The sequence below is a fragment of the Tellurirhabdus bombi genome (assembly GCF_021484805.1).
GTDB classification, from domain to species: domain Bacteria; phylum Bacteroidota; class Bacteroidia; order Cytophagales; family Spirosomataceae; genus Tellurirhabdus; species Tellurirhabdus bombi.
Map to the genome: position 1 here is coordinate 1,909,621 of NZ_CP090557.1, position 25,721 is coordinate 1,935,341.

The following is a 25,721-nucleotide window of genomic DNA, read 5'->3' on the forward strand; positions in this document are numbered from 1 at the left end:
CAATACCTCCTCTTTTAGAATGAAAAAATACCTTTTTTTTAGCTTCATACTGGCTACCTGTTCACTTTACGAATGTAAAACGCCTCGCACGCAAACCTCCAAATCGGTTACTGTTTCCATTGATACCGAAAATTTTCTGTCCTGCTGTGCACCCAATCTGACCCTACCGGATGGAAAACCCGTCTGGTGCGAAACGTCAGCGGTCCTGTACGACAATGGAACGGTGTATCTGGCTAATGATAAAGAGATGCCGACAGGGCTGAGTCCGGTATTTTCGAAACCCTGGGATCGCCTTGCCGACACGACGGTACAGCCGAAACCCTTGCTGGCAGAGCCCTTTTTAACCAGTAAAAAATTCGAAGACTTTGCCACCAATGGCGATTACATTTTTCTGACCACCGCTTTCGACCGCGTTAAGCCCGGCTCGGCGGATTGGGATGGTTTTAATACCATTCTGTACTGGAAACGCGGCAACGAAGCCCAGCCTCAGGTATTGGCACCCGAAGAAGGCGCACAAAATTCGGTGGCCTACCGGGAGCAGCTTAGTCGCCTGCTGGCGCAGAACCGCCCCGCTTTTTCGGCTGGGATGCCTTATTTTAAGGTCGAAGGACTGGCCGTAAAAGATTCAATGTTGCTATTTGGCGTTCGGGAAGAAGGCGAAAGCTACAGCAAATTTGACTACCGCACCCGCATTGTTGCCGTGTCGTTTACGAAGAAAAAAACAGCCAGCGGGGAGCGCCTTGCCTTAAAAGACGACTGGCGGATTGTGACCGATTTCGATCCGGCCAGCGTAGTAGAGCTGCCCAAGCCCTTGGCCTTGTCGAGCCTCGAATACGACCCGATTCGGCAGGTGTTCTGGCTGGTAACGTCGATTGAAAAAGACAATCTGGTGGATGCTTATCTGTGGGTAGCGACAGCCGACGAACTGCTGAACAACCGACCGTTTACGCTTGTGCGGGATAAGCAGGGGCAACCCATTCATTTTGGCCACAAGGCGGAGGATATTACCCTGGTAGGTCGTGATCATTTGCTGCTTATTCACGACGATGACCGTTTGCTGACTAAAGTGGGGTCGAGAACGCGGCAGCCCAATCAGGCAGCATATACGGTACTGAAAGTTCATTAATTGCCTCGATCAGCGCTTAGACAGTGGTCTTTTACAAAAGACTACTGTCGTTATTTTGGGTAAGCCATCAAGAAACAGATTGATAGGAGTAAATGACGACCCTGAAGCAACGTTTTGGGATGCTAACTGGAAGCTTGAACAGCCTTTTCTGCGCTATACAGCCACGTTAAAGCGGCGGAACTCGTCAACTCATTTTGCTGTTTCCACCACAGCTTCTATGAAAAGACTCTTTAAAATGACCGCCCTCTTTATGCTTGCTATTCTTATCATGCTGATTCTGGTTGTTACGCTTTACGTCAATTTTGCGCCCCAGTTCGGGGCTGTTGCCACGGGTGAGCGTTTAAAAAGAATGCAGCATTCACCGAATTATAAAGAAGGCGCTTTTCAAAATCTGGTGGAAACAACATTGGATTTATCACTGAAAACGAACCTGAAGACGGGTTGGAAGATGATTCAGGGCACCGTAGACGCAGAGCCTAAAGATACCATTCAGACCGTTCCGTTTGATGCCCGCCTTTTTCAGGGAACGGGCAGCCCCGATGAGGTAGCTGTTAGCTGGTTTGGCCATTCTTCACTGTTGATCCGCATTCAGGGGAAAACCTTGTTGACGGATCCGGTTTTTAGCGAGCGAGCCTCCATCGTATCTTTTGCCGGACCCAAACGATTTCTGTACAATCATTATTTCGACGTGGATGAATTGCCACCGGTGGATGCCGTGGTGATGTCGCACGACCATTATGACCACCTGGACTACCAAACATTCGTACGCCTGAAAGATAAGGTCGCGCGTTTTTTTGTGCCCCTGGGCGTTGGCGCTCATCTGGAAAAATGGGGAATTGCACCCGACCGGATCACAGAGCTGGACTGGTGGGAATCAGCGCAATTGGATGACTTAACCCTGGTTTGTACGCCCGCCCGACACTTCTCGGGACGGGGACTTTTTACGAATCGAAACGGGACATTGTGGGCATCCTGGGCTTTGCTGGGGACAAAAAAGCGTGTTTATTACGGCGGTGATTCTGGCTATCAGCCTGCTTTTAAGGCGATTGGTGAAAAATATGGCCCATTTGATTTAGCCATGCTGGAATGTGGTGCCTATAATGAAGGGTGGGCTAGCATCCACATGATGCCTGAAGAAACGGCCCAAGCCCAGATTGATGTGAAAGCTAATGTGTTAATGCCGATTCACTGGGGGAAATTTAATTTGGCGCTTCATACCTGGCGCGATCCGATTCAGCGCCTCATGAAAAAATCTGCTGAACTGGGAACACAGGTGGCCACGCCCCGCATCGGAGAGGTTTTAGTTCTGGAGCGTCCTGTTTCAACCACGCGGTGGTGGGAGAGTTATCCTTAAACAAAAAGACCAGACATTAGCGTCTGGTCTTTTTGTTGGTTTAGTCATTTAACCGGCTTCGTGAAAATTCATGATCCGGAATCATAGGCATATCGTAAAGAACAATTTTCTGCCGGGTGTAGGCAGGTGGTTCTAACTCGCGTTCATTGTAGCGATTAGCAACAAATTCCTGAATCATCCGCTGAAGTTGCATTGGGTCGTCTTCCCGTTCTTCTATCAGGAGCATTTCTTCCGAAGTGCTGTACGGATCACTGATGTAGCTTACGCCGGGAACACCCGTAGGGGTATGTCCTCCCTGCGTTTCGCTAAAGATATTCGGAGAGTCTTCGTGAGCACCTACCAGTTCTTCCTCCTGAAGCTCAGCTTCCGGGATTTCAGGCTCTGGTTCAGGCTCAGGAACAGGATCGGGTTTAGGATTAAAATCCTTATCATCAACCAGATCAAAACCGGCAGCGATTACAGTTACCCGCAGTTTTTTGCCCAGGCTCTCATCAATGATGGCACCGTGCTTAAACAACCAGGCTTCTTTACCGATCTTATCCTCAATAAACGACGTAATGATTAACTGCTCGTTCATGGTCGTTTCATACTCACTGCTGGAAGCCATTGTGAGCAAAATCCGTTTCGCACCCCGGATATCGCGATCATTGAGAAGCGGAGAGTTAAGCGCCTGTTCGATGGCTTGCAGGGAGCGATCGGAACCATCGGCCTCGAATGAACCCATAACCGCTTGTCCAGCTCCTTCCAGAACGCGTTTTACGTCCATGAAGTCAACGTTGATCTCACCGCGTACCGTGATCATTTCAGCGATGCTTTTGACGGCATTGGCCAAAACGTTGTCCGCGTGAGCAAAGGCTTTCCGGATGGGCAAATCACCGTGAATTTCGGCTAGCTTGTCGTTCAAAACGACCAGAACCGTGTCACAGTGTGCTTTTAGTCCATCAATCCCTTCCATGGCCTGAAGTCGCTTTTCCTTTCCTTCAAATTTGAAAGGAGCCGTAACGACGGCAATGGTCAGAAGCCCCATCTCTTTGGCAATCTGGGAAATAATGGGGGCTGCACCTGTACCGGTTCCCCCTCCCATACCTGCCGTGATGAACACCATTTGCGTAGGTTCACCCAGATAAAGCCGGATATCGTCAATATTTTCCAATGCGGCTTCCCGTCCCACTTTGGGATCGGTGCCGGCCCCGAGTCCTTTGGTTAAGTGAGCACCCAATTGCAATTTACTGGGTACCGGGCTGTTGGTGAGTGCTTGCCGGTCAGTATTGCAGACAATAAAATCTACATCCTTTACGCCAAGCCGAAACATATGGTTAACGGCATTACTACCGCCTCCACCAACACCGATCACCTTGATGATGGGCAGTTCCTCCTCTGTCGGAAGCTCAAATTTATAACCATGTTCCAGCATAGGTTCCTAATTTTTTGGTGCGCGAAAGCTAAGTCTTTGTCTGTTCGGTTGAGTGTGGGGATGCTACTGGCAATCGGTTTTAACCCTAGGAACGATCATAACGGTCGTCCGCTGGGGTAATGTCATCATTCAGAAACGATTTAAAGCGTTCCCAAATGCTGGGTCCTTTCGATTTTGCTGGCTTTTCGGGTTCTTTGGCAGCTTGTGGTTTCATGGCCACCTGTTGGGGGCGGAAATTACCGTTACCAATACCCACCTTGACGGGTTCTTCAACTTCGTCAACGTGCTTGCTTACCGAAATGCGCTCATCCAATGGCTTAAAACCAGCCCATACCAGTCCAACAGCAGTTGCATACGCCGGGTCGCTAACCAGATCTGCCTTTGGATTGCGTTCCAGCAGATCAGGTAAACCTACACGAGTATGCATGTCTGTTACCCGACGGAAAAGATCTTCAATGCCGCTGACGGCTGCCGAGCCACCTGTAATCACAACACCACCTAAAAGTTTGTCCTTATAGCCCGCCCGAATAATTTCGGCCTGAACCATCGCTGCAATCTCTTTCAACCGAGCCTCAATAATGAGGGCCAAATTCTTTAACAGCACGTCTTTAGGAGGTCTTCCACTCAAACCGGGCACCGAAACTACTTGATTAAATTTAAACTCGGAAGGATCTGCACTACCAAATTTAATTTTTAGTATTTCAGCCTGATGGGGCAATACCTTGCAACCTTCCTGAATATCAGCTGACAAGCTGTTACCCGCGAAAGGAAGAACGGCTACATGACGTAGCACATTCCGGTGATAAATAGCGATGTCGGTCGTGCCGCCGCCAATGTCTACCAGAGCAACACCCGCCTGGCGCTCTTCATCCGTCAGAACGGCCAGAGCCGAAGCGAGCGGCGACAGCAGCAGCATGTCTTCCTGGAGGGACGTTCGGCTGATGCTCCGCCGTGTGTTGGACGCCGAATTGGTCTGGGCCATGATGACCTGAAAATCCGCTTCCAGTTTAACGCCGCAGCGTCCGACCGGATCGTCAATTCCAGATTCATTATCGACCATAAAATCCATGGGCAGTACGTGCACAATTTCATTTCCAGCCGGAATCACCGAGCGATACATGTCGCCAACAAGATGCTCAACATCTGTGGCGGTCACTTCATCACCGGGCGAAGTTCGGGTAATGCTGCCGTGCTGCTTCCGGGCCGAAATATGTTGCCCCGAAAAGCCCACATTAACGACATGAATATTCAGGTTAGCTTGTTTTGCTGCTTCTTCAACCGCCTTTCGAATGGCATCAGCTGTTTTGGTAATATTCTGTACACCTCCTTTGGTTACCCCTTCGGAGATAGATTTACCCATGCCCAGCACATCGAGGCGAGCGTAGTTATTATCACGAACCAACCGGCCGGCTACGGCGCACACTTTGGTGCTTCCAATATCCAGTCCTACGATAATCTTGTTGTCTTGCTTCGGTGTCATTCGCACACTATCTGGTTACGGTATTGCACACTAACCCGTTTATAACGCTCCCATCCTTTGAGAGGCAATATATGTTTATAAAACAACTTTATTTTGTCAAATTTAGGTTGTAGATCAACTGGTTGCCCAATTTCGATATACTGGTCTCCGACCTGGGGAATCAGCGTAACTTCCCGATTCTTATCGACCATGATCTGCGCGATCTGTGCTTTCCAGAACGGATCAGCCTCTATCCACTTTAACAAATCCAGCAATGGCTTACTTTGTTCAGCCGTTAATGGTTTTCGTTCAGAAAAATAGTCTCCGGTCAATAATGTAACCCGAGCGGTATAATTCATCGACAACGGAAACCAGCGACCTTCTTCGTTTAAATACCAACCCCCCATTGCTGATCGCTCTTCATCGCCACTGGCCACGAGCCGGGCTAGTGGACGCTGCTGCTTGATATCAGCAATCAAATTTCCCTTCAGATCGCGGTAAAGCTGGCATTGTTTGATCAGACCGTTTTGTCGCAGCCGTTTTTCCAACTGCTTCAGATCAATGTCTTCAAATGAATCGCCAATCAACAAATCTGCTCCGTCATTGGTCAAGGTGCGCAGCACGTCATTTCGGTTCAGGAAACGGTGGCCATCCACCTCATCCATCTTGATTTGAACGTCTTCAACCCGCCGTCGATTTTGCCGGTGTTCTGTGAACGCAATTAGCCCGAACAAGGCAACTCCTGTTAGTAATGACGTCAGCCAAACTTTTTTTATTTTAAAAATAGGTAACATCCTGCAACAAGTTGTTTGTTTGAGCCGGTATTTTTATTCATTGGTCCCCAAATTGCTTTTTTAGGGTTGGAATCATCTGATCGATGTCACCGGCACCAATGGTTGCCAGCAGTTCCGGTGGATTTTGAGCCAGGATTTGCGACAGTTCAGATTTAGAACATTGCCACTTTTGCGGCGACTTAATATTTTGGTAAATTAGATCGGCGCTCACCCCTTCAATAGGCAACTCACGAGCCGGATAAATATCCAGCAAAATAACCCGGTCGGCAATGGATAAGCTTTCGGCAAATTCATTAGCGAAATCGCGCGTCCGGGTGTATAAATGCGGCTGAAAAATGGCCGTTACTGCCCGGTCTGGGTAAAGCGCCTTCAGCGAGGTCAGAAAAGCTTCTACCTCGGCCGGGTGATGCGCATAATCATCAATAAAAACTTTAGAATCGGTTTTTAGAATGTACTCAAACCGGCGTTTTACCCCTTTATAAGTATTAAGTCCTTCCCGAACCGCTTCGGGCGAGACACCCACCTGCAAAGCTGCCGCTCCTGCTGCTACCGCATTTTCTACGTTGTGGAAGCCCGGAAGCAGCAACGCAATATCCTCAATCACGCCGCCGGGATAAACCAGATTAAACTGGAACCGGGCGTTCTCAATGCGCAGGTTGTCGGCCCGATAGCTGCCTTCCTGCAATGAATACTCGAAAACCGTGGCTGGCGTTTGTGCGGCAAGAGCCAGGCCCTTTCTCATGAATAGCGCTCCGTCTGGTTTAATCTGGCTGACAAAAGCACCAAACGAATCCAGGACCGAATCGTGATCGCCGTAAATATCCAAGTGGTCAGCATCCGTCGATGTAACGATGGCTACATTCGGATAAAGCGTCAGAAAAGAACGGTCAAACTCATCGGCTTCAACCACACAGATCACCTTTGACAGGTCTTCGGCGGGATCATTGAGTAAAAAATTTGTCTGATAATTCTGCGTGATGCCACCCAAAAAAGCCGCACAGTTGACCCCAGCATGGCGCAAAATGTGCGCTACCATCGAGGAGGTAGTGGTTTTGCCATGCGTTCCGGCAACGGCAATGGTTGTCATCCGGCTGGCTAGCAAACCCAACACCTGCGATCGCTTCTGCAAGGTGAAGCCTTGCTCGGTCAGGTAGACGTATTCCGCGTGGTTTTTCGGCACAGCGGGGGTGTAAATGACCAGCGTTTGGGCTTTGTTCTGCCGGAAGTGATCGGGAATCTGTTCAATATCTTCGTCAAAGTGAATCACCATTCCCTCGTCCTGGAGCGTGGTTGTTAGTGGCGTCACGGTTTTATCGTAACCTGCCACTTCATACCCATTTACCAGAAACCAGCGGGCCAGGGCGCTCATTCCAATACCGCCAATTCCGAGGAAATAGACGTATTTGATGTTATTAAGTGTCACTGCTGTAATCGGATAGGTATTTTGGACGATGCCAAAAGGATTATTTATTGACTAACTTCAATACTTCTTCTGCAATTTCCCTGGCCGCTTTGGGACGGGCCAGCTCACGGATGTTCTTACTAAGTAGTTGCTGCTCCTGCGTATTCTCCAGTAACTGCAATGCCGAGCTGACCAGTTTACTTCCGGCTTCGCGATCTGTGACCAGCAACGCGGCCTGCCGACTAACCAGGCTCATGGCATTTTTAGTTTGGTGATCTTCCGAAGCAGCTGGGAAGGGCACCAGAATGGCTGGTTTCTCAACCAGGCAAAGTTCCGATACAGATAAGGCACCTGCCCGCGAAATCACGGTATCCGCGGCGGCGTATGCTTTATCCATTTCATAAATAAAATCAAACGCCTTAATGCGTTCAGAGGCACTATTTGCAATGGCCATTCGGGCGCGCTCTATAAATTGCGGACCCGTTTGCCAAATAACCTGATAACCGGATTGAACCAGTAAATTCAGGTCCTTTTCAATTGTTTCATTAATGCTCCGGGCGCCCTGACTTCCGCCAATAATTAGCAGCGTCTTGTGATCTGCCTGAAAGCCAAAATGGGCTAATCCTTCTGCCCGTTTGCCCGCCGCCGCGATGATGTCCGTCCGAACGGGATTACCCGTCATCTGGATTTTTTCCGCTGGGAAAAAAGCGTCCATGCCCGGATAAGCCACACAAATCTTTTTGGCCCAGCGCGACAGTATCTTATTCGTCAGGCCAGCGTAGGAATTCTGTTCCTGAATCAGGATTGGAACTCCGGATCGCGAAGCTGCCAACAACACCGGCCCACTTGCGTAACCACCTACACCAACCGCAACGTTTGGTTGAAAGTCACGGACGATTTTTCGGGCCTGCCGCAAGCTCCGACTCAACTTCAGCGGAAAAGCCAGGTTTTCCAGCGTTAGCTGCCGTTTGATGCCAACTACCGGTAGCCCAACAATGGGATAACCGGCACGGGGCACCTTCTCCATCTCCATTTTCCCTTCTGCCCCTACGAACAGCAATTCAATGGTAGGATCAATTGTCTTTAGTTCGTTTGCAATAGCAATGGCCGGATAAATATGTCCGCCGGTGCCACCGCCACTGATTATGATGCGTATTGGCATTTCAATAGTTATTTCAGTTTCTGGTAACTTGCGGCTGCTTGCGCGCCTGCTTAGATCCAGAAATCAAATTTTGCTTTCGTCTACTTCCCCCCGACTAACACTGAGAATAATGCCAATGGCTGTTCCTGTGAAAAGCAGGGACGTGCCACCCATACTCAAGAGTGGAAGAGGTAAACCCGTTACGGGCACAAGGCCAACCGAGACCGCCATGTTAATCATGGCCTGTATGACAATACTGAATGTCAGCCCTGCCGATAAAAGCCCGCCAAAGGCGCGATTACTCTTTCGAATGGCGCGCATCCCCCGCCAGAGCAGGTAGAGGTAAGCACCAACGATTATAACACCACCAATCAAGCCGTATTCTTCGACGATCATGGCAAAAATAAAATCGGAATAAGGGTGGGGCAGGAAGTTACGCTGGTGGCTGTTGCCCGGTCCCTGGCCCGTTAAGCCACCGTTGGCAAGTGCAACGTAGGCTTGCTCGACCTGATAATCGATCTTGTCATTACTGCCAAAACGCTCCAGACGACCCATTACTGTGCTAAACCGCTGACCAAAAATCAGTGCAAAACTGCCAAAAAAGACGCAAACCGCGACCATCATGACCAGGTATTTCATGGGGACACGGCCAATAAACATCAGTAAAAAACAGGTAGCACCGAGTAGCAGCGCTGTTGATGCGTTTGTCAGAACGATTAGCGCGCAGATAATGCCAATCCAGACGATCATGTTGGTTAGCAAACGCGGTTCATATTGGTCGCGACGAATGTGTTGCCGCTTAGCCAGCATAGCCGCCAGGTTTGAAATCAGCGCTAATTTGGCTAAATCGGAGGGTTGGAAGGTCTGATTAATCAGGGGAATAGTAATCCACCGACTGGCATCGTTCAAACTGGCCCCTTTGATAAATGCCCAGAGCAAAAGCGGCACCGAGAGCCACATGCCAAATTTAGAGAGTCGGGAGTAGACGGTGTAATTAACGCGGTGCGCAAACCACATGAAAACCAGTCCCAGCACGACCAGCGATCCATGCTTAAATAAATAATGCTCGGTAGAAAGCATTTTCTGGTAGGCAATGGTGCCGGTTGCACTGTAAACGACCGCCACACTCATTACGGATAGAAATAAGACCACACCCCAAATGTGGTAATCCCCTTTGAGATTCCCTTTGAGCCAGTCTTTGGTCGAAAGTGTCGTTGGGAGCGTCATTTTCCTATCTACCGGTTACTTTGTTTCCCGTTTTTTTACGGCTTCTTTAAATTGGTTACCTCGGTCTTCGTAATTCCGAAACAAATCAAAACTGGCGCAAGCGGGCGAGAGTAAAACCGTATCCCCCTGTTGCCCAAATTCTAAGCCTAGATTTACGGCTTCGGCTACGTCCTGCGTTTCAACCAGGTGAGGCACCTTAGCACTAAAGTAACTGAATAACTTTGAATTATCCTTGCCTAAGCAAATCAATGCTTTAACTTTTTCTTTAACTAATGAATCAATCTGACTATAATCATTTCCTTTGTCGAGGCCCCCGGCAATCCAGATAATAGGGGTGGTTATGCTTTCCAAAGCATAATAAACGGAATCAACATTCGTCGCTTTTGAGTCATTGATAAACCGTATACCATCGATCGTTCCGACGGGTTCAAGGCGATGGGCTGCATTCTGAAAAGTCAGCAGTGCCTGCCGAATTTGTTCCGCTGTCAAGCCAATTGCCTGGCCTGCCAGGATTGCCGCAAGCATGTTGATGGCGTTGTGTTTTCCCTGAAGGGGAAGCTCGGCCAGGGCTGTCTGGAACGTCTGGCTATGGCTCCGGGCTAGCAGCTCGCCACTTGCCAGATAAGCACCCGGTTCGGGCGTCGTTGATAAAGAAATAGGAAAATGCTGAATATCCAGAGACCGCTTAGCCAGCTCTTCCTGAATCGGTTGACTTTCTGCGTAATAGATAAAAGAATCCTCGGCTGTCATGTTTTGCAGAAGCCGAAACTTTGAATCCACGTATTTTTGGAAAGTATACTCGTACCGGTCAAGATGATCAGGGGTGATATTAAGCAGCACTGCCACGTTAAGCCGGACGTTATACATATCATCCAGTTGGAAGCTGCTCAGTTCCAGAACAAAATAATCGTAAGTGTCCTCAATGACCTGCTGGGCAAAGCTGTCACCGATGTTTCCGGCAAGCCCGACGCGCAGACCCGCATTTTTAAGGAGGTGGTAAATCAGTAGGGTAGTGGTGGTTTTTCCGTTGCTTCCGGTAATGCCAATGAGTTTGGCTTTCGTATACCGCGCTGCCAGTTCGATTTCGGAAATAATCGGAATTTGCTTCGCCAGCAGCTTTTGCACAATGGGTACTTTGGTTGGAATACCCGGGCTTTTCACTACTTCCGTTGCCTGTAAGATGCGTTCCTCCGTGTGCTGGCCCTCCTCAAACGGAATAGCGGCCTGCCGAAGCGTTTCGCGGTATTCATCCTGAAGCGTTCCACGATCCGATAAAAACACATCCATTCCTTTGGCCTGCGCTAACAAGGCTGCGCCAACGCCGCTTTCGCCTCCTCCTAAAATTACCAACAACGGTTTCGTATTCATACCTATGTGTCAATCAAGCGGCAAAAATAAAATTTTCGGCGTAGCCTCGCCTGCTAAGTTGTGACAATAATTTTTACCCATAAAAAAGCCCCGGATGGCCGGGGTGCGGAAAAGCTATCTAATTCAGGAGTTAGGCTTTTTTCATCGAAGAAGACATTCTAAGCCGATTAGCTGCTTTTACGATTAGAAAAATGACCCACGCAATAATGATAAACTGAATGGTTACATTCAGAAAATTGCCATAACGGATGGCCACTTCTGCTTTGCCCGCCGCTTCATTGGCCGCCTCCAGAACGATCTTTTGCTGGCTGAAATCAACGCCGCCGGTTAATACACCAAGAATAGGGTTGATGATGTCTTCCACAAATGAGTTTACAATTTTTCCGAAAGCGGCTCCGATGATAACACCGACGGCCAGGTCCAGTACATTTCCTTGAGCAATAAACTGTTTAAATTCTCTTAGCATGGCGGATAAGTTTAAGTTAACCGCTGAAAGTAATATTATTTTTATACCCTTCAAATGCTTGGTTTCCTAAAACTTGTAGAGTAGGCCAATTGCCAGACCTTGACTGTATTGTACGGCATTGTCCTGGTCTTTGTCATAGAGAATAATTCCCGTAAAGTTGACATTGACAAAGCGGTTAATTTTAGCCGTTAAGGAAAAATCCAGTCGGTGGTCAATGGCATAGAAGGTGGCGTAATTAGCGAACAACAGATAACGGGCTTTCAGGTTCAGATTCTTGGCCACGTCCCGGTCATAGTTAACCAATGCCTGAAAGGCAGCTTCATTACGGACACGCCGGCCATCTGGAACCCCATATCGCTTAGGCTCACCAACGGAGACATCATCATTGGATAGAACGGTTTGCCGCAGGGTAGCAGGGCTCAATTGCAGGTTGAAGAATGAATTAGGCTTGTATTCCAGACCAATGGCCTCGGTAATGTAAGCAGGGGCAAAAAAGCCGGAAATGAGCACAATTCGTTCACCCCCACCCGTGAGATTTTCATATTTATATCCAGGCGCAAATTGGGAAAGCAAGCTTCCAGAGCCAAATAGCTGCCAGGATTTGCTGATTCGGTAACCAGCCTTGGAGTCAACAAATAAACGGTCGACATTTTTCCGCATGCCCTGGCCTTCGTTCTTGACAATGCCATACTGAAACTGAATCTCACTGGTCCAGTTAAAGCGATCCCGTAGGTAGTCGGCTTTAGCGTTTAGTAGCAAACCGAGCGCAATGGAGTTGACCCCGCCGCCCGTCCAGTTATTACTAAAAGAGCCCTGGTTAAGGTTAATGCCTGTCTGACCGGAGCGTTTCCAGTAGGTTGTGTCTTTTTTAACGGCCTTAATGGTATCGACTTGGACAGTGCTTACCTGAACCGTATCAATTTTGATTGCTTCAGTTTGGCCAGGTTTAACAGTATCGACAATAACCGTATCTACTTTAACAGGAACCTGGGCCAGGGTAGGAATTGTCCAACTAATTAAAAACGTGGTGAGTAAGAGGTATTTCATGGTAAGTACAAACTTAATCAAACACTTCAACGGATCGGGATTGAAGGGTTTGCAAGGGAACAATCGTGGTTGTATCGCCGGTTTGGAGGGTTAGTGATGTATTGTCGATGTTTAGAATAACCCCTTTCAAGCCATCAATACGGATTGTCTGGCCTGGACGAAAGCGATTTTTACTGTAAAATGAAGACAAAATATTTGCCATTACGTCACGCGATGCATATCCATAACCAACCGCAAAAGCGAAGATAATACCGCCAATCAATAGATTAAAACTGGATTCGAGCAACTCTGTATTAATGCCTGCTTGCCCGAGAGCACTAATTAAGGTAATAATTAGAAAGAAGAAAAATACAATCATGCCCAAGAGTTTTCCCGAAGCAATGTTGAAGGATTGGCAAAGTGTAACAACGCCGCTTCGTAGCGAGTCGGCAATCAGGACACCAACTTGCAGCATGATAGCGGCGGCAATCAAGCGAGGAATAAAGCCTACCAGCGACTTAACCATGTCTGTAATGGCCGAAACACCCAGCGTTTCGGTAGCTGCCATTAAAAACACAAGCAAAATAAAGTAATACAGTACTTTAGAGACAATTTCACTTAATTTTATCTCTGTTTTAAGCTGCTTGATAAAATGTATTTCGTTGAGTTTTTCACCAATTTTGTCGAACCCAACGCGGTCAAGTAATTTTTTTACTACGACAGATATTGCTTTGCCAACCAAAAACCCAATACCCAAAATAAAGCCGGCACCTAATAGTCGAGGTACAAATTCAATGAATTGGTTGATTAAGGCTCTAAACGTATTAATTAGCACATCGACAAGGTCAGGCAGGCGTTCCATAAGAAGGCAAAGGATAATGGGAGTTATTTTGTTAAAATGGCATTCAAAAAAGTAGTGGTAACTTTCAGAAAATCGCTGGCATACAGCTCAACAACAGTCAGTGAATTCCTAATGGTATCAATTTCCGAGATGAGTTCATCCTTGAGTTGGGGAGGGCAGGATACATCGGGTTCCAACTCCTGAAATGGATCTTTTATAACGGACATAGCGCTAAGTTAATTTTTTAGTCAAAGGGTCACTTTATAAGTGTAACTAGCTTGGCAATCAGGATAATCCAGAAAACAGCAGTTTCCAGGTACTTTTTGCGTAGTTTCTCTTTAGCCCGTTTGAGGCGCATTTTGATGGCGCTTTCTGTCAGGTTTAAAACGTTCGACATTTCTCTGATGCTCACATCATCCTGGTATTTCATCAGGAGAAGGGACTGCTCTTCCATTGTCAAATGAGCCAACGCTTTTTTCAACCGACTCGCTTCCATCTCGGCCAAGTCGCTGTCGTTATCTTCTTCCTGCCAGTCCATATATTCTTCCATCAAGACTTCCCCTTTTCGGCGACTACTACGAAGTTGGTCCGTGCAATAGTTATACGTAATGGAGAAAAGCCAGGTCGAGAATTTGGCTTGTTCTTTAAAACTGCTCAAGCGCACCATAAGGCGCATGAAAATGTCATGCGCAAAATCTTCAGCCTTAGCCGGGTCTTTTGTAAACATCAAACATTTGCGATATACTTTATCACAATAGCGGTTATACAAGACTTCAAAATAATAGTTAGACTGGGTTGTGATGTAAGAACGAACCAATTCTTCATCCGACATCTTTTTGATATCAATCGCACTTCTCATGTTGTATGACTAAGTAAATTAGTATAAGTAACGACTGGGAGGAAAATAAAAATTGAGCAACTAAGGGAGAAATTTGACTACATATTTACAATTATTTTTCAAAACTTTATCATTTGTTCATAAAAAAAGCGCCTTTGGAATCAAAGGCGCTTTTTTTATGACTATAGCAGGATTAGCTTCCGATAGCAACTCGTTTGAATGTTGAAACCGTTAGGCCTTTGCTTGTTTTGTTCAGCAATTGAGCAATTGTCAGCGAAGGATCTTTAACAAACTCCTGGTTTAACAGCGTGCTGTCTTTGTAGAACTTCTGAAGTTTACCCATAGCAATTTTTTCCAGCATTGCTTCTGGCTTGCCTTCAGCGCGGGCCTGCTCTTTACCAATTTCAATTTCGCGTTCTACGATGCTGGCATCGATTCCGTCTTTGTCAAGGGCCAGCGGCTTCATGGCTGCAATTTGCATGGCAACGTCTTTACCCACTTCTGAAATGTCAGTGCCGTTAGTATTAGTCAAGCCAACCAACACGCCCAATTTACCATTCGAGTGATTGTAAGCAACTACTTTATCAGCAGTTACTGTCTCATAAGCAATGATATCCAGTTTCTCGCCAATTTTGCCCATCAGGTCAGTGATGTGCTCTTGTAAAGCGCGGCCATCAGCTTGTGGTGCTGCCAGCAACTCTTCTTTAGTGGTCGCTTTTGATGAAACGGCAGTCTCCAGAATAGCTTGTGCCAGATTCTGGAAATCAGCTACTTTTGATACAGGCTCTGTTTCGCAGGCGAAAGCAACAACGGTTCCGCTGGTTCCTTCTTCGTTTACCTGAGTCAGAACAGTTCCTTCAGATGTTGTGTTATCGGCGCGTTTGCTAGCGATTTTCTGCCCTTGTTTGCGCAGAATATCTTTCGCCGCTTCGAAATCACCGTTGGCTTCAGTAAGGGCTTTTTTGCAGTCCATCATACCGGCACCAGTTTCCTGCCGGAGTCTGTTAACATCTTGTGCTGTAATAGCCATTGTTGGATAATATTGAGATTGACTAATTGACGTTTGAAATGGAATAGCCCATAGCGGGGCTACGGGCTATTTCCTAGTATTGGATCAGCAACTCGTGAAAGTCACCCTGTATAATTTATTGCTCGGTTGTCTCTTGCTCGCTATCTGCTGCAACGGCCGCTGACGGTGTTGTCGCTTCCGGTGCTTCAGCAGCTGCTGGAGCTTCGTCAACAGCGCGTTTTGCTTCTTCTTCCTCCTGCAAACGCTGATCGTCTTTATCCTGCTTGCGCTCTGCCAAGCCTTCTTCGATGGCCTTACCAACAGCCAGCGTAATCAGGCGAATTGATTTGTAAGCATCGTCATTGGCAGGGATTGGGAAATCAACTGCATCCGGGTTAGAGTTAGTATCGCACATCGCAAAAACCGGAATACCAAGCCGTTTCGCTTCTGCAACAGCAATATGCTCACGCTTCACGTCGATAATGAAGAGGGCTGCTGGCAGACGCGTCAGGTCAGCTACACCACCTAAGACACGTTCCAGTTTTTCTTTATCACGGCTGATCGTCAGACGTTCCCGTTTCGCCAGGTTGCTCACGGTTGTCTCATCTTTCAGCATTTTCTCTAATCCTTGCAGCTTTTTCAGCGACTTACGGATCGTTGCAAAGTTGGTTAGCATACCACCCAACCAACGGTCGGTAACGTACGGCATTTTCAGGCGACGCGCTTCTTCAGCGACAACCTCCTGTGCTTGTTTTTTTGTCGCCACGAACATGACCTTACGTCCTGAGCGTACGATACCTTTGATTGACGCTGATGCTTCGTCCAAGGAAGCCAGCGTTTTGTTAAGGTCAATAATATGGATGCCGTTCTTCTCCATGAAGATGTACGGTGCCATCCGAGGATCCCATTTCCGGGTCAAGTGGCCAAAGTGCACACCTGCGTCCAGAAGATCTTTATATTCTACTTGTGCCATTATTGAAATGAGCGCCGGTTCGCCGGTCCGATGAATAATGAGTTAAAAAATACGCAGCACCGCACATCGGCATCGAGTAAGTGCGGTCTGGACTAATGTCGGGTTGCTGGTTTCTGCTGATCAAAAAGAGAAACCAGGACAACTCCAGACTTCGATTAACGTTTCGAGAACTGGAACCGACGGCGAGCCTTGGCGCGACCGTATTTTTTCCGTTCTACCATGCGAGAATCGCGAGTCAGGAAGCCTTCTTTTTTCAGTGCCGGACGGAAATCGGTGCTAACCTCGCACAATGCACGGGCAATACCCATACGCGTTGCTTCAGCCTGACCAGTGATACCACCACCACGTACATTTACTTTAACGTCGTAACCTTCTGGGGCGTTGATCGTTGCTAGTGGCTGCTTCAGGATAATTTGCAGGATGTCCGACGGGAAATACGTCTTGTAATCTTTGCCGTTAACCTGAATGTTACCGCTACCCACCGATAGGTACACGCGAGCCACAGCAGTTTTCCGACGACCTAATGCGTTGATTCGTTCCATTTGTTAGTGTTCGGTGCCTGGGGTTCCAGCCTGTAGCTAAGCTACGGACGGCCTTCAGACTCCTATCGTCTTAGAGTTCCAATTTAACTTCTTTCGGTTGCTGGGCGCTGTGCGGGTGCTGGCCACCTGTGTATACGAATAGGTTCGTGTAAAGGCGACGACCCAGACGATTTTTAGGTAACATACCTTTTACTGCGTGTTCAACAATCCGAATTGGATGTTTGGCAAGTAGTTCACGAGGAGTCGTGAAACGCTGACCACCGGGATAACCCGTATGGCGAACGTACACTTTGTCCGTCATCTTTTTACCCGTCAGTTTAATTTTGTCGGCGTTGATAACGATCACGTTGTCACCGCAATCGACGTGCGGTGTGAAGTCTGGCTTATGTTTGCCGCGAATGATTTTAGCCACCTGACTGGCCAGACGACCTAAAACCAAGTTTTCCGCGTCAACAACCACCCAGCCCTTCTGAGCCGTCGCTTTGTTGGCCGAGATGGTTTTGTAGCTTAACGTATCCACTATTTACAGGAGATTATATATTGATAAACAATAAATTACACAAAGCAAAATTGTCCCGTCTGGAAACGGGAGTGCAAATATAGAGTGTATATTTCTGAAAAACAAGTGACTGGCTGAAAAGTAAATTAGCGCAGCTTTAGGGTGACCAGACAGATAACTGCCAGCAGGATGCCTATAATCCAGAAACGAGTAACAATTTTCGCTTCGTGGTAGCCCTTTTTCTGGAAATGGTGGTGCAGCGGCGACATCAAAAAAAGCCGGTTAGCCTGCGCATACTCCAGCCCGTTTTTTTGCTTCTGGTAACGAAAGTAACTAACCTGTAGAATGACCGAAACCAGTTCGACAAGGAAAATGCCGCACATGATCGGAATTAGCAGCTCCTTGCGAACGGCCAGCGCCAAAACGGCTATAACACTCCCTAACATCAAACTTCCCGTATCGCCCATAAAAACCTGCGCCGGGTAGGAATTATACCAGAGAAATCCGACCAGCGCCCCCACGAAGGCCGCGCAGAAAATCACCATTTCTCCAGAATTAGGAATGTACATGATATTGAGGTACTGCGAAAAAAGCTTGTTACCCGACAAATAGGCAAACACCCCTAAAGTCAAACCAATGATTACAGAGGTGCCGGCGGCCAGACCGTCGATGCCATCCGTAATGTTTGCTCCATTAGAAACAGCGGTAATGATAAAAATACAGACAATCGTATAAATGATCCACGTGTACTCATCGGGCAAAATGCCGAATAGTAACGAATTGTAATTGAACTCGTTGTTCTTAAAAAAGGGAATGGTCGTAAGTGTCGATTTAATGTCGTGAAATACCTGGACTTGCCCGAGCGTGGCGTGCGCAATCGGTTTGTCATACACCCGGATTCGGACGTATTCATTAAAATACAGAGTGAGGCCAACAATCAGACCCAGCCCGACCTGACCGACTACTTTAAATTTTCCTTTTAACCCTTCTTTATCTTTTTTGAAAACTTTAATATAATCGTCTAAAAACCCAATCAGTCCCGTCCAAACTGCCGACACAAGCAGCAGTACAATATATACGTTGGTCAGTTGAGCGAACAGCAATACCGGAATCAGTAAGGAAGCCAGAATAATAAATCCCCCCATCGTTGGGGTTCCTCTTTTTTGCATCTGACCTTCCAGACCCAGGTCGCGAATTTCCTCACCAATCTGTTTTCTGCGAATAAAATCAATGATTTTCCGACCAAACATGGCCGCAATGAGCAGGGAAAGCGTAATGGCTGCCGCCGCCCGAAACGACTGGTATTTAAAAACCCCGGCGCCCGGAAAATTGAACTGCTGGTCGAGGTACGTGAAGAGGTAATAAAGCATGGGGCAAAGTTACAGATGTATGACTGCGTTTTGCAAATTAGTTCGCTGCTATTGATGAATTATACGCATGTAATTTGAGCCAGGCTCTACGCGGCAAATCCGTTACTTTTTAAGGGTATAAACGTCTCTAAGACTCACGAAATTACTCATATAAGTGATGAACCCGAAAAGCAAAAAAATCCTGGTCTTGATAGCACTTGTGCTCGTGTATGCTGGTTTAATCTACTCTATCGTCTTGGGTCAGCTATTTCCTGGATTCCGATTAGGTATACTTTATCTATGCATTTTCGGAGTATTGGTTGCCGATATGGTTCAATATAGGCCTAATAAATAGCCTCGGAAATTTCACAAGCGTCACCATAGATTATTGTTTGAATGCTTCGCGCAGCACCGTCCGATCGTCAAAATCGTGCTTCACACCTTTAATTTCCTGGTAGGTTTCATGACCTTTTCCTGCAATTAAAACCACATCGTTTGGCTGGGCCAGGCTAACGGCTTTAAAAATGGCTTCGTAACGATCAGCAATGGTCTGGGTTTTCTTGTAATCAATGGGTGGGATACCAGCCTGCATTTGTTCCAAAATAGCCATCGGATCTTCGTCGCGGGGATTGTCGGAAGTTAAAATAACCCGGTCGCTGAATTTACAGGCAATTTCGGCCATAATCGGGCGCTTAGCGGCATCCCGATTACCGCCGCAACCCACTACCGTAATGATTTTTCCGTCGCCCTGCCGCAAGCCATTAATCGTTTCAAGCACGTTTTGCAAAGCGTCAGGCGTGTGGGCATAATCGACGATGCCTACAATCTGACTGTCTGAAATAACCGTTTCAAAGCGTCCCGGCGGACTTGAAACACTCGACAGTTCAGTGAGAACATCTTCGGGGTTTTCGCCCAGCAAGACAGCCGCTCCGTAAACGCCCAGCAGGTTGTAGGCATTGAAACGGCCCGTCAGTTTAAACCAGACTTCGCGTCCGTCCATTTCCATGTGCAGACCAAACAGCCCTTCCGAAATAATTTTCCCTTTGAAGGTTCCCAAGGTTTGGAGCGAAAAGCTCTCTTTTCGGGCGACGGTATTTTGCAGCATAACCAGCCCTCGTTTATCGTCCAGGTTCACCAAGGCAAAAGCCGAAGCGGGGAGGTGGTCGAAAAAGCTTTTTTTGGCGCGAATGTAATTGTCGAACGTCTGGTGAAAATCGAGGTGGTCGTGGGTAATGTTAGTAAAAATTCCGCCCCGAAACTGCACGCCCGCAATGCGGTGCTGAACGAGCGCGTGCGAGCTTACTTCCATGAAAACGTGCGTACAGCCCCGATTGAGCATTTTCTGGAGCAGCTCGTTGAGGGTAATTACGTCGGGCGTAGTGTGCGTGGCCGGAATAACTTCGTCATCGATCTGATTTTGAACGGTAGAAAGCAGCCCCACCCGGTAGCCTAGTTTACGGAATAAACGAAACAGCAGCGTCACCGTCGACGTTTTGCCATTCGTTCCCGTAACGCCAACGAGCTTTATTTTTTTGGACGGGTGTTGGTAAAAATTAGCGGCGATCAGCCCCAGGGCATAGGCGCTATCCTTAACCACAATGTAAGCTATGCCTTCTGCCAGAGTTTCGGGTAACGCTTCGCACAGAATGGCGGAGGTACCTTGTTCGATGGCTTTGGTAATAAACTGATGACCATCCGTTTGCGTACCCCGGATGGCGGCAAACAGACTCCCGGAACCGGCTTTTCGGGAGTCCATGGTTAGGTTTGTAATCTCCCCGCTCATCGGCCCGGAGGTTGATTGAAGCGGTACTTTATAGAGAAGATCTGTTAACTGCATTCTAAAAATTGATCTTATTGGCTAAGGCAATGCTAACGCATTGCCGTTGTTTGAGCTTCTTTGCCGCGTGATACGAGAGGGGCAATTTTCAACGTGTCTGGTCGGGCGGTTTGCTGAAGCACCAGCGTAATTTTGCGGGGGCTTGGCAATGCACTCCCCGCCGGTACCGACTGATCAACCACTTTGCCCACGCCTTTGAAACGGACGAGAAATCCCCGGTTCTCAAGCAAATGCAAGGCATCGCGCAGGTTCATTCCGACTAGATCCGGCACCTGATTTTTTGTCGATTGACTCACCCATTGTACCCGCGCTCCTTGACCGGTTGCTTTTACCCAGCCATCCGCAGCAAGTTGAGTATCAATATTTAATTCGCTACCGATGGTGCGTAAATCGTCCGCGAAACCAGCTTTGGCTCCTCCCGTGTTTCGTTTTGATTTGGTTGTATTCGCGATCGGGCTATGCATCTGAACGTCATAGGCAAAGATGCGGTCGGCTACTTCTCGGAAGACCGGGGCGGCAACGCTACCTCCATACAGCAAATCCATGTTGGCTCCCTGCGGGCTATCAACAATAACGACACAGCTGTATTTGGGCTTATCCGCCGGGAAATACCCAATAAAGGAAGTATAGTATTTGCCTTTCTGGTAGCGTCCGTTAATTAGCTTCTGGGCTGTTCCGGTCTTACCGGAAAATTTGTAGTTCGGGCTTTTCGACTTTTTCGCCGTGCCTTCTTCCACGACTCCTTTGAGCATGCTTTGTACCTGCTTGATGGAGCGGGCTGACGCAATGGGTTCGGCTTCGACATAGGGCTGAAAATCTTCAACAATTTCGTTGTTCCGGCGAATTTGCTGAACAATCATCGGACGAACCCACTTGCCATCGTTCGCCACAGCGTTATAAAATGTCAACATCTGTAGCGGCGTTAGTTGCACCTCATAACCGAGGGCCATAAAAGCCAGAGAGACTTTACTCCATTGTTTGGAAGATGGGTTACGAATAACAGGTTGGGCTTCCCCCTTCATTTCAAAGCCCGTTGGCTCGGTTAGGCGAAACTTGGCCAGATAGCGACAATATAAATCGGGTCGTCTTTGGAAATAACTCTGCATCATCAGGTGTACCCCAACGTTGGATGATTTCTCAAAAATCTGCTGAGCCGTCAAAGCCCCGTAGCCACCGCGTTTAGCATCCGTAATGGGCAAGCCCCGAAACCGAACCGAACCGCCACCCGTGTTAAAAACCTGATCGGGGCGAACCGCCTTTTCTTCCAGTAAAGCCAGCATGGAGGCCAGTTTAAAGGTTGAGCCGGGGTCGGTGCGGCCAGCCAGCCCGTGGTTGAAATTTTCGATGTAACCGTTTTTGGAGCGGCTAAGATTGGCCATCGCCTTGATCGCGCCCGTCTGTACTTCCATAACGATAACACAGCCTTTTTCCGCATTGTACGATTCCAGCGTGTTCTTTAGCGCTGATTCGGCCATGTCCTGAAAATTTACATCAATCGTTGTGTGAATATCCAGGCCTGGCTCTGGTCGGTTGTCGGTGCCGTCTTCGATGGGCATTTTGACGCCACCCGATAAAACTTCAACCATGCCGATGCCGTTTTTACCTGCCAGCTCCTTCTGGAAACTTGCCTCCAGCCCAACCAAACCCCGCCCACTTTCCGGGTTGAGGTAGCCCACCGTCCGAAGCGCCATTCGCCCAAACGGATTATAGCGTTGATAGATAGCGTCAAATTTTCCACCACCGGAGCCTTTCTGGCGGTTGAAAAAAGGCCATTGTAAGATTGCCAGACGTTCCTGAAACGTAACTTTTCGCCGGGTCAACATCACGTATTTGCGTTTATTGGCCCGGGCCGATTTGATTAAATCTACGTATTCCTGCCGCGATTTTTCCCCAAATTTCCGCGACAAGAGCAAGCCCAACGAATCGACCTTGCTTTCAAAATACTCGTCTTTGGCCACCCGTGGATCAATCCCGATGTAATAATAGGGGAGGGACGTAGCCATTACGCTGCCGTTGCTGGAATAAATGTTACCCCGGCTGGCTGGGATGGTATCTTTACGGATATGGTAATCCGCAATTCGGGCTTTCCAGGGCTTCCCTTTGTAAGTTTGGTAAAACTGAACGTAAACCAGCCGTCCAATAATGGCTGCTGCAAACAGGAAAAGGCCGATTGACGCAATCATGGCCCGGTTTAGGATGTCGCGCTTGATATTAACGGGGCGATCTGCTTTACTCATTTTGGTTCTTCCGGTTTAACAACGATAACATAAGGCGGATCTTTGCTTTCTCCAAGACCGGTTTGAATAACGCGCTTGCTGATTTCCGACTGCTTACCGCTTTTCATGAAATCGGCCTGTAAGGTCGTGTAGTGGGCCCGAAGTTCATCGACCACCGCTTTTTTCTTCTGCATCTGCCGAGCAAGCCCCTCTGCATTGTGGTTAAATCCAATGTAAATAATCACCAGAAAGGATACCCAGATAATGCGGTTAAAGTTGACGAGTGGCCAGTCGTTATCTTCGCCGAATAGCTTTTCCAGACCAATGGTTTGGTTCAAATACGTATACAGCCAGCCTTCTTTTTTCTTCTTCCCTTTCGGTGGCTGTTCGCCATTTTTGTAGGTGTTTTGTGCCATCTGTATAAATTCTGAAATGAGTTTCGTATAAGTCCGGTCGGAACAAACCGCAAAGTTTGTTCTGGCTAGATTTTTTCGGCGATGCGCAACTTGGCACTTCGGGCACGTGGATTCTGACTAACTTCTTCAGCCGAAGCTTCAATCGGTTTCCGGGTGATGGAGCGCAAAGGTTTGATTTCGTTTCCGTAAAAATCCTTCTCGATTTCGCCCTGAAAATTGCCTGATTTGATGAAGTTTTTCACCAGACGATCCTCCAGCGAATGGTACGCCATCACAACCAGTCGGCCACCCGGACTAAGCGTTTCGGGAACCTGCGTTAAAAACTCTTCCAGAACCGCCAGTTCTTCGTTTACTTCAATGCGGAGCGCCTGAAAAACCTGAGCAAAATACTTGTTTTCTTTGCCTCGAGGTGCATATCGCTGCAATACACTTTTTAAATCATTGACAGATTCGAGCGAACGGTTCAGACGGGCCGAGACAATAGCACCCGCCAGCGTCCGGGCGTTGGTGACTTCCCCATACATACCCAGTATTTTGTGCAATTTATCTTCGGGGTACTCATTGACGACCGCACGGGCCGTCAGTGCGCCAGCCTGGTTCATGCGCATGTCCAGCTCGGCATCATACCGCGTTGAAAATCCACGTTCAGGCGTATCGATTTGATGCGACGAAATACCCAGATCAGCCAGTATTCCGTCGACCTGATCGATTTTATACAAACGTAGATACCGCTTCAGATGCCGGAAGTTGGCCGCCACAAAGGTCAGGCGTGGATCGTCGATGGCCTGGGCATTCGCTTTGGCATCCGGGTCCTGGTCGAATACAAAGAGTCGACCGCCGTCCAATTGCCGCAGAATTTCGCGCGAGTGCCCCCCTCCGCCGAAAGTTACGTCAACATATATCCCATTGGGTTTCAGAGCTAGACCGTCAATGCAAGCCTGGAGCAAAACGGGTTTGTGATAAGTTGTATTAATCATTTATCAATGAGAGAATAAACGCGAAGTAAGCAGAGTTTAACTTTAGTTACAACCAATAAATCAGCTAGTCGTTTAGAATTTTATTTTTCTCTGCGTGTACGAGAAAGCCGGAACTAAACTAAAATAGAGAGCGGTTACAAACTTAGCAAAACAGCCCCTATTTTACCGAAATAAGAAGGGTCGTAGGCTCGATAAATTATATCTTTTTATGAAGCGTTTCTCCCTTTTGCTTTTTTCCACGGTGTTGTGGTTGATATTCTCGTGTTCTTCCGAATCAAAAGTTCGCGTTCCTAAGGGAATCTGGCGGGCAACGCTCCAAACAAAAGGAGGTGAACTTCCCTTTGGACTGGACATTGTTCCGAATGCCGACAGCGCTACGTATACAGTGTATGCAATCAATGGGGCCGAGCGGCTCAAAATGGATACGGCAACCTTACAAGGCGATACGCTACGGATTCCGATGGCTATTTTTGAGTCAGAAATTATAGCCAAAGTGGCCAACAAGCGCATGGAAGGTATCTGGCGGAAACGCCGTATTGGGAATACTTATAGTGAGCTGCCATTTACTGCCTTATACGGTTTGAAATACCGATTTGAACCCGATGGAAAACAGGCGAAAAGCGATCTCTCGGGAAAATGGGCAACGACTTTCCGTTCGGAAGGGGACAGCAGTTTTGCGATTGGCGTATTCAATCAAAAAGGCAACAAAGCAACCGGCACGTTTTTAACCTCAACGGGGGATTATCGCTATTTGGAAGGAAACGTGTTTGGCGATAGTTTGCTGCTTTCCTGCTTCGACGGCACCCATGTTTACCTTTTTAAGGCCTTTCGCAAACCGGATAATACGCTCCAGGGATCATTCTGGTCGGGGGCGAGTGGCTACGAAACGTGGACCGCCCGTCAGGATTCTACCGCCGAATTACCCGATGCTACTAAATTAACTTACCTGAAACCAGGCCATAAAACGCTGAATTTCAAGTTTCCAGATAGAACAGGGAAAACCGTGTCGCTGCAAGACGAGCGGTTCAAAGGGAAAGTGGTGGTGGTGCAGATTTTAGGCTCCTGGTGCCCCAACTGCATGGATGAGACGAATTTTCTGAGTCCCTGGTACAAAAAGAACAAGGAGCGGGGCGTTGAAATTGTCGGACTGGCCTACGAAAAATCAGCTGATCTGGCGGAGTCGGCCCCTAAGCTGCAACGCATGGTGGATCGCTTCCAGATTGATTATCCCATTTTGCTGGCCGGTACCAATGACAAAGCTGAGGCGTCGAAAACCTTGCCCATGCTTAACCGCGTGATTGGCTTTCCAACCACCATTTTTATTGACAAAAAAGGCACCGTTCGAGAAATCCACACGGGCTTTTCAGGGCCGGGGACAGGGAAATATTACGATACTTTTGTTGAAGATTTCAATAAGCTCATCGATAAACTAGTAGCTGAATAAGCG

The 25,721-nt window shown here is 47.9% G+C and carries 24 protein-coding genes; 3 read left to right on the plus strand and 21 right to left on the minus strand.

Going from position 1 to position 25,721, the window contains the following annotated elements; translation table 11 throughout:
- Positions 1–19 precede the first annotated feature (19 nt).
- Together L0Y31_RS08165 and L0Y31_RS08170 are read left to right on the plus strand one after the other, a co-directional pair.
- Positions 20–1,126, plus strand: coding sequence for a hypothetical protein (locus L0Y31_RS08165; RefSeq protein WP_234736627.1), 1,107 nt, complete (start codon positions 20–22; stop codon positions 1,124–1,126).
- Positions 1,127–1,343: 217 nt separating this feature from the next.
- Complete coding sequence (locus L0Y31_RS08170) at positions 1,344–2,480, plus strand: MBL fold metallo-hydrolase (RefSeq protein WP_234736628.1); 1,137 nt, start codon at positions 1,344–1,346, stop codon at positions 2,478–2,480.
- Positions 2,481–2,520: 40 nt separating this feature from the next.
- Here the strand turns inward: L0Y31_RS08170 and ftsZ are convergent, their stop codons facing one another.
- From ftsZ to rsmH, 21 genes are all read right to left on the minus strand, one after another.
- Positions 2,521–3,894: a cell division protein FtsZ gene (gene ftsZ / locus L0Y31_RS08175; RefSeq protein WP_234736629.1), complete on the minus strand. Its 1,374-nt coding sequence runs from the start codon at positions 3,892–3,894 to the stop codon at positions 2,521–2,523.
- An 85-nt stretch (positions 3,895–3,979) separates the two neighbouring features.
- A complete protein-coding gene (gene ftsA / locus L0Y31_RS08180; RefSeq protein WP_234736630.1) occupies positions 3,980–5,374 on the minus strand; it encodes a cell division protein FtsA in 1,395 nt (464 codons plus the stop codon).
- Positions 5,371–6,147, minus strand: coding sequence for a cell division protein FtsQ/DivIB (locus tag L0Y31_RS08185; protein WP_234736631.1), 777 nt, complete (start codon positions 6,145–6,147; stop codon positions 5,371–5,373). The genes ftsA and L0Y31_RS08185 overlap by 4 nt, the downstream gene beginning before the upstream one ends.
- Positions 6,148–6,184: 37 nt before the next feature.
- A complete protein-coding gene (gene murC / locus L0Y31_RS08190) occupies positions 6,185–7,570 on the minus strand; it encodes a UDP-N-acetylmuramate--L-alanine ligase (protein WP_234736632.1) in 1,386 nt (461 codons plus the stop codon).
- A 40-nt stretch (positions 7,571–7,610) separates the two neighbouring features.
- Positions 7,611–8,705: an undecaprenyldiphospho-muramoylpentapeptide beta-N-acetylglucosaminyltransferase gene (gene murG / locus L0Y31_RS08195; RefSeq protein ID WP_234737144.1), complete on the minus strand. Its 1,095-nt coding sequence runs from the start codon at positions 8,703–8,705 to the stop codon at positions 7,611–7,613.
- 69 nt (positions 8,706–8,774) lie between these two features.
- Entirely contained in the window at positions 8,775–9,917 is a 1,143-nt protein-coding gene (locus tag L0Y31_RS08200) for an FtsW/RodA/SpoVE family cell cycle protein (RefSeq protein ID WP_234736633.1), read from the minus strand.
- Between the two features lie 15 nt (positions 9,918–9,932).
- Positions 9,933–11,285, minus strand: a complete 1,353-nt coding sequence (gene murD / locus L0Y31_RS08205) for a UDP-N-acetylmuramoyl-L-alanine--D-glutamate ligase (RefSeq protein WP_234736634.1) — start codon at positions 11,283–11,285, stop codon at positions 9,933–9,935.
- Positions 11,286–11,415: 130 nt separating this feature from the next.
- The gene (gene mscL, locus L0Y31_RS08210; RefSeq protein ID WP_234736635.1) at positions 11,416–11,751 is read right to left on the minus strand and encodes a large conductance mechanosensitive channel protein MscL; all 336 of its coding nucleotides are present in this window, start codon (positions 11,749–11,751) and stop codon (positions 11,416–11,418) included.
- Between the two features lie 66 nt (positions 11,752–11,817).
- Positions 11,818–12,798, minus strand: a complete 981-nt coding sequence (locus L0Y31_RS08215) for a DUF3078 domain-containing protein (RefSeq protein ID WP_234736636.1) — start codon at positions 12,796–12,798, stop codon at positions 11,818–11,820.
- 13 nt (positions 12,799–12,811) lie between these two features.
- Entirely contained in the window at positions 12,812–13,639 is an 828-nt protein-coding gene (locus tag L0Y31_RS08220) for a mechanosensitive ion channel family protein (RefSeq protein ID WP_234736637.1), read from the minus strand.
- A 23-nt stretch (positions 13,640–13,662) separates the two neighbouring features.
- Complete coding sequence (locus L0Y31_RS08225; protein ID WP_234736638.1) at positions 13,663–13,845, minus strand: hypothetical protein; 183 nt, start codon at positions 13,843–13,845, stop codon at positions 13,663–13,665.
- Positions 13,846–13,874: 29 nt separating this feature from the next.
- Entirely contained in the window at positions 13,875–14,477 is a 603-nt protein-coding gene (locus tag L0Y31_RS08230) for an RNA polymerase sigma factor (RefSeq protein WP_234736639.1), read from the minus strand.
- A 172-nt stretch (positions 14,478–14,649) separates the two neighbouring features.
- Positions 14,650–15,486, minus strand: coding sequence for a translation elongation factor Ts (gene tsf, locus L0Y31_RS08235; protein ID WP_234736640.1), 837 nt, complete (start codon positions 15,484–15,486; stop codon positions 14,650–14,652).
- A 115-nt stretch (positions 15,487–15,601) separates the two neighbouring features.
- Positions 15,602–16,438 (minus strand): 30S ribosomal protein S2, encoded by an 837-nt coding sequence (gene rpsB / locus L0Y31_RS08240; protein WP_234736641.1) that lies wholly within the window; start codon positions 16,436–16,438, stop codon positions 15,602–15,604.
- A gap of 155 nt (positions 16,439–16,593) precedes the next feature.
- Positions 16,594–16,980 carry a 30S ribosomal protein S9 gene (rpsI, locus tag L0Y31_RS08245; protein ID WP_234736642.1) on the minus strand — a complete coding sequence of 129 codons (387 nt, stop codon included), beginning with the start codon at positions 16,978–16,980 and terminating at the stop codon, positions 16,594–16,596.
- A 70-nt stretch (positions 16,981–17,050) separates the two neighbouring features.
- A complete protein-coding gene (gene rplM, locus L0Y31_RS08250) occupies positions 17,051–17,500 on the minus strand; it encodes a 50S ribosomal protein L13 (protein WP_234736643.1) in 450 nt (149 codons plus the stop codon).
- Positions 17,501–17,625: 125 nt separating this feature from the next.
- Entirely contained in the window at positions 17,626–18,849 is a 1,224-nt protein-coding gene (gene mraY / locus L0Y31_RS08255; RefSeq protein WP_234736644.1) for a phospho-N-acetylmuramoyl-pentapeptide-transferase, read from the minus strand.
- 364 nt (positions 18,850–19,213) lie between these two features.
- A complete protein-coding gene (locus L0Y31_RS08260; protein WP_234736645.1) occupies positions 19,214–20,665 on the minus strand; it encodes a UDP-N-acetylmuramoyl-L-alanyl-D-glutamate--2,6-diaminopimelate ligase in 1,452 nt (483 codons plus the stop codon).
- Positions 20,666–20,697: 32 nt separating this feature from the next.
- The gene (locus L0Y31_RS08265; RefSeq protein WP_234736646.1) at positions 20,698–22,902 is read right to left on the minus strand and encodes a penicillin-binding protein; all 2,205 of its coding nucleotides are present in this window, start codon (positions 22,900–22,902) and stop codon (positions 20,698–20,700) included.
- Positions 22,899–23,297, minus strand: a complete 399-nt coding sequence (locus tag L0Y31_RS08270) for an FtsL-like putative cell division protein (protein ID WP_234736647.1) — start codon at positions 23,295–23,297, stop codon at positions 22,899–22,901. Before L0Y31_RS08270 ends, L0Y31_RS08265 begins: the two co-directional genes overlap by 4 nt.
- 65 nt (positions 23,298–23,362) lie before the next feature.
- The gene (rsmH, locus tag L0Y31_RS08275) at positions 23,363–24,274 is read right to left on the minus strand and encodes a 16S rRNA (cytosine(1402)-N(4))-methyltransferase RsmH (protein WP_234736648.1); all 912 of its coding nucleotides are present in this window, start codon (positions 24,272–24,274) and stop codon (positions 23,363–23,365) included.
- A 208-nt stretch (positions 24,275–24,482) separates the two neighbouring features.
- On the opposite strand from rsmH, the gene L0Y31_RS08280 reads away from it, so the two are divergent.
- Positions 24,483–25,718 carry a peroxiredoxin family protein gene (locus L0Y31_RS08280; protein WP_234736649.1) on the plus strand — a complete coding sequence of 412 codons (1,236 nt, stop codon included), beginning with the start codon at positions 24,483–24,485 and terminating at the stop codon, positions 25,716–25,718.
- The last annotated feature ends 3 nt before the right edge of the window (positions 25,719–25,721 follow it).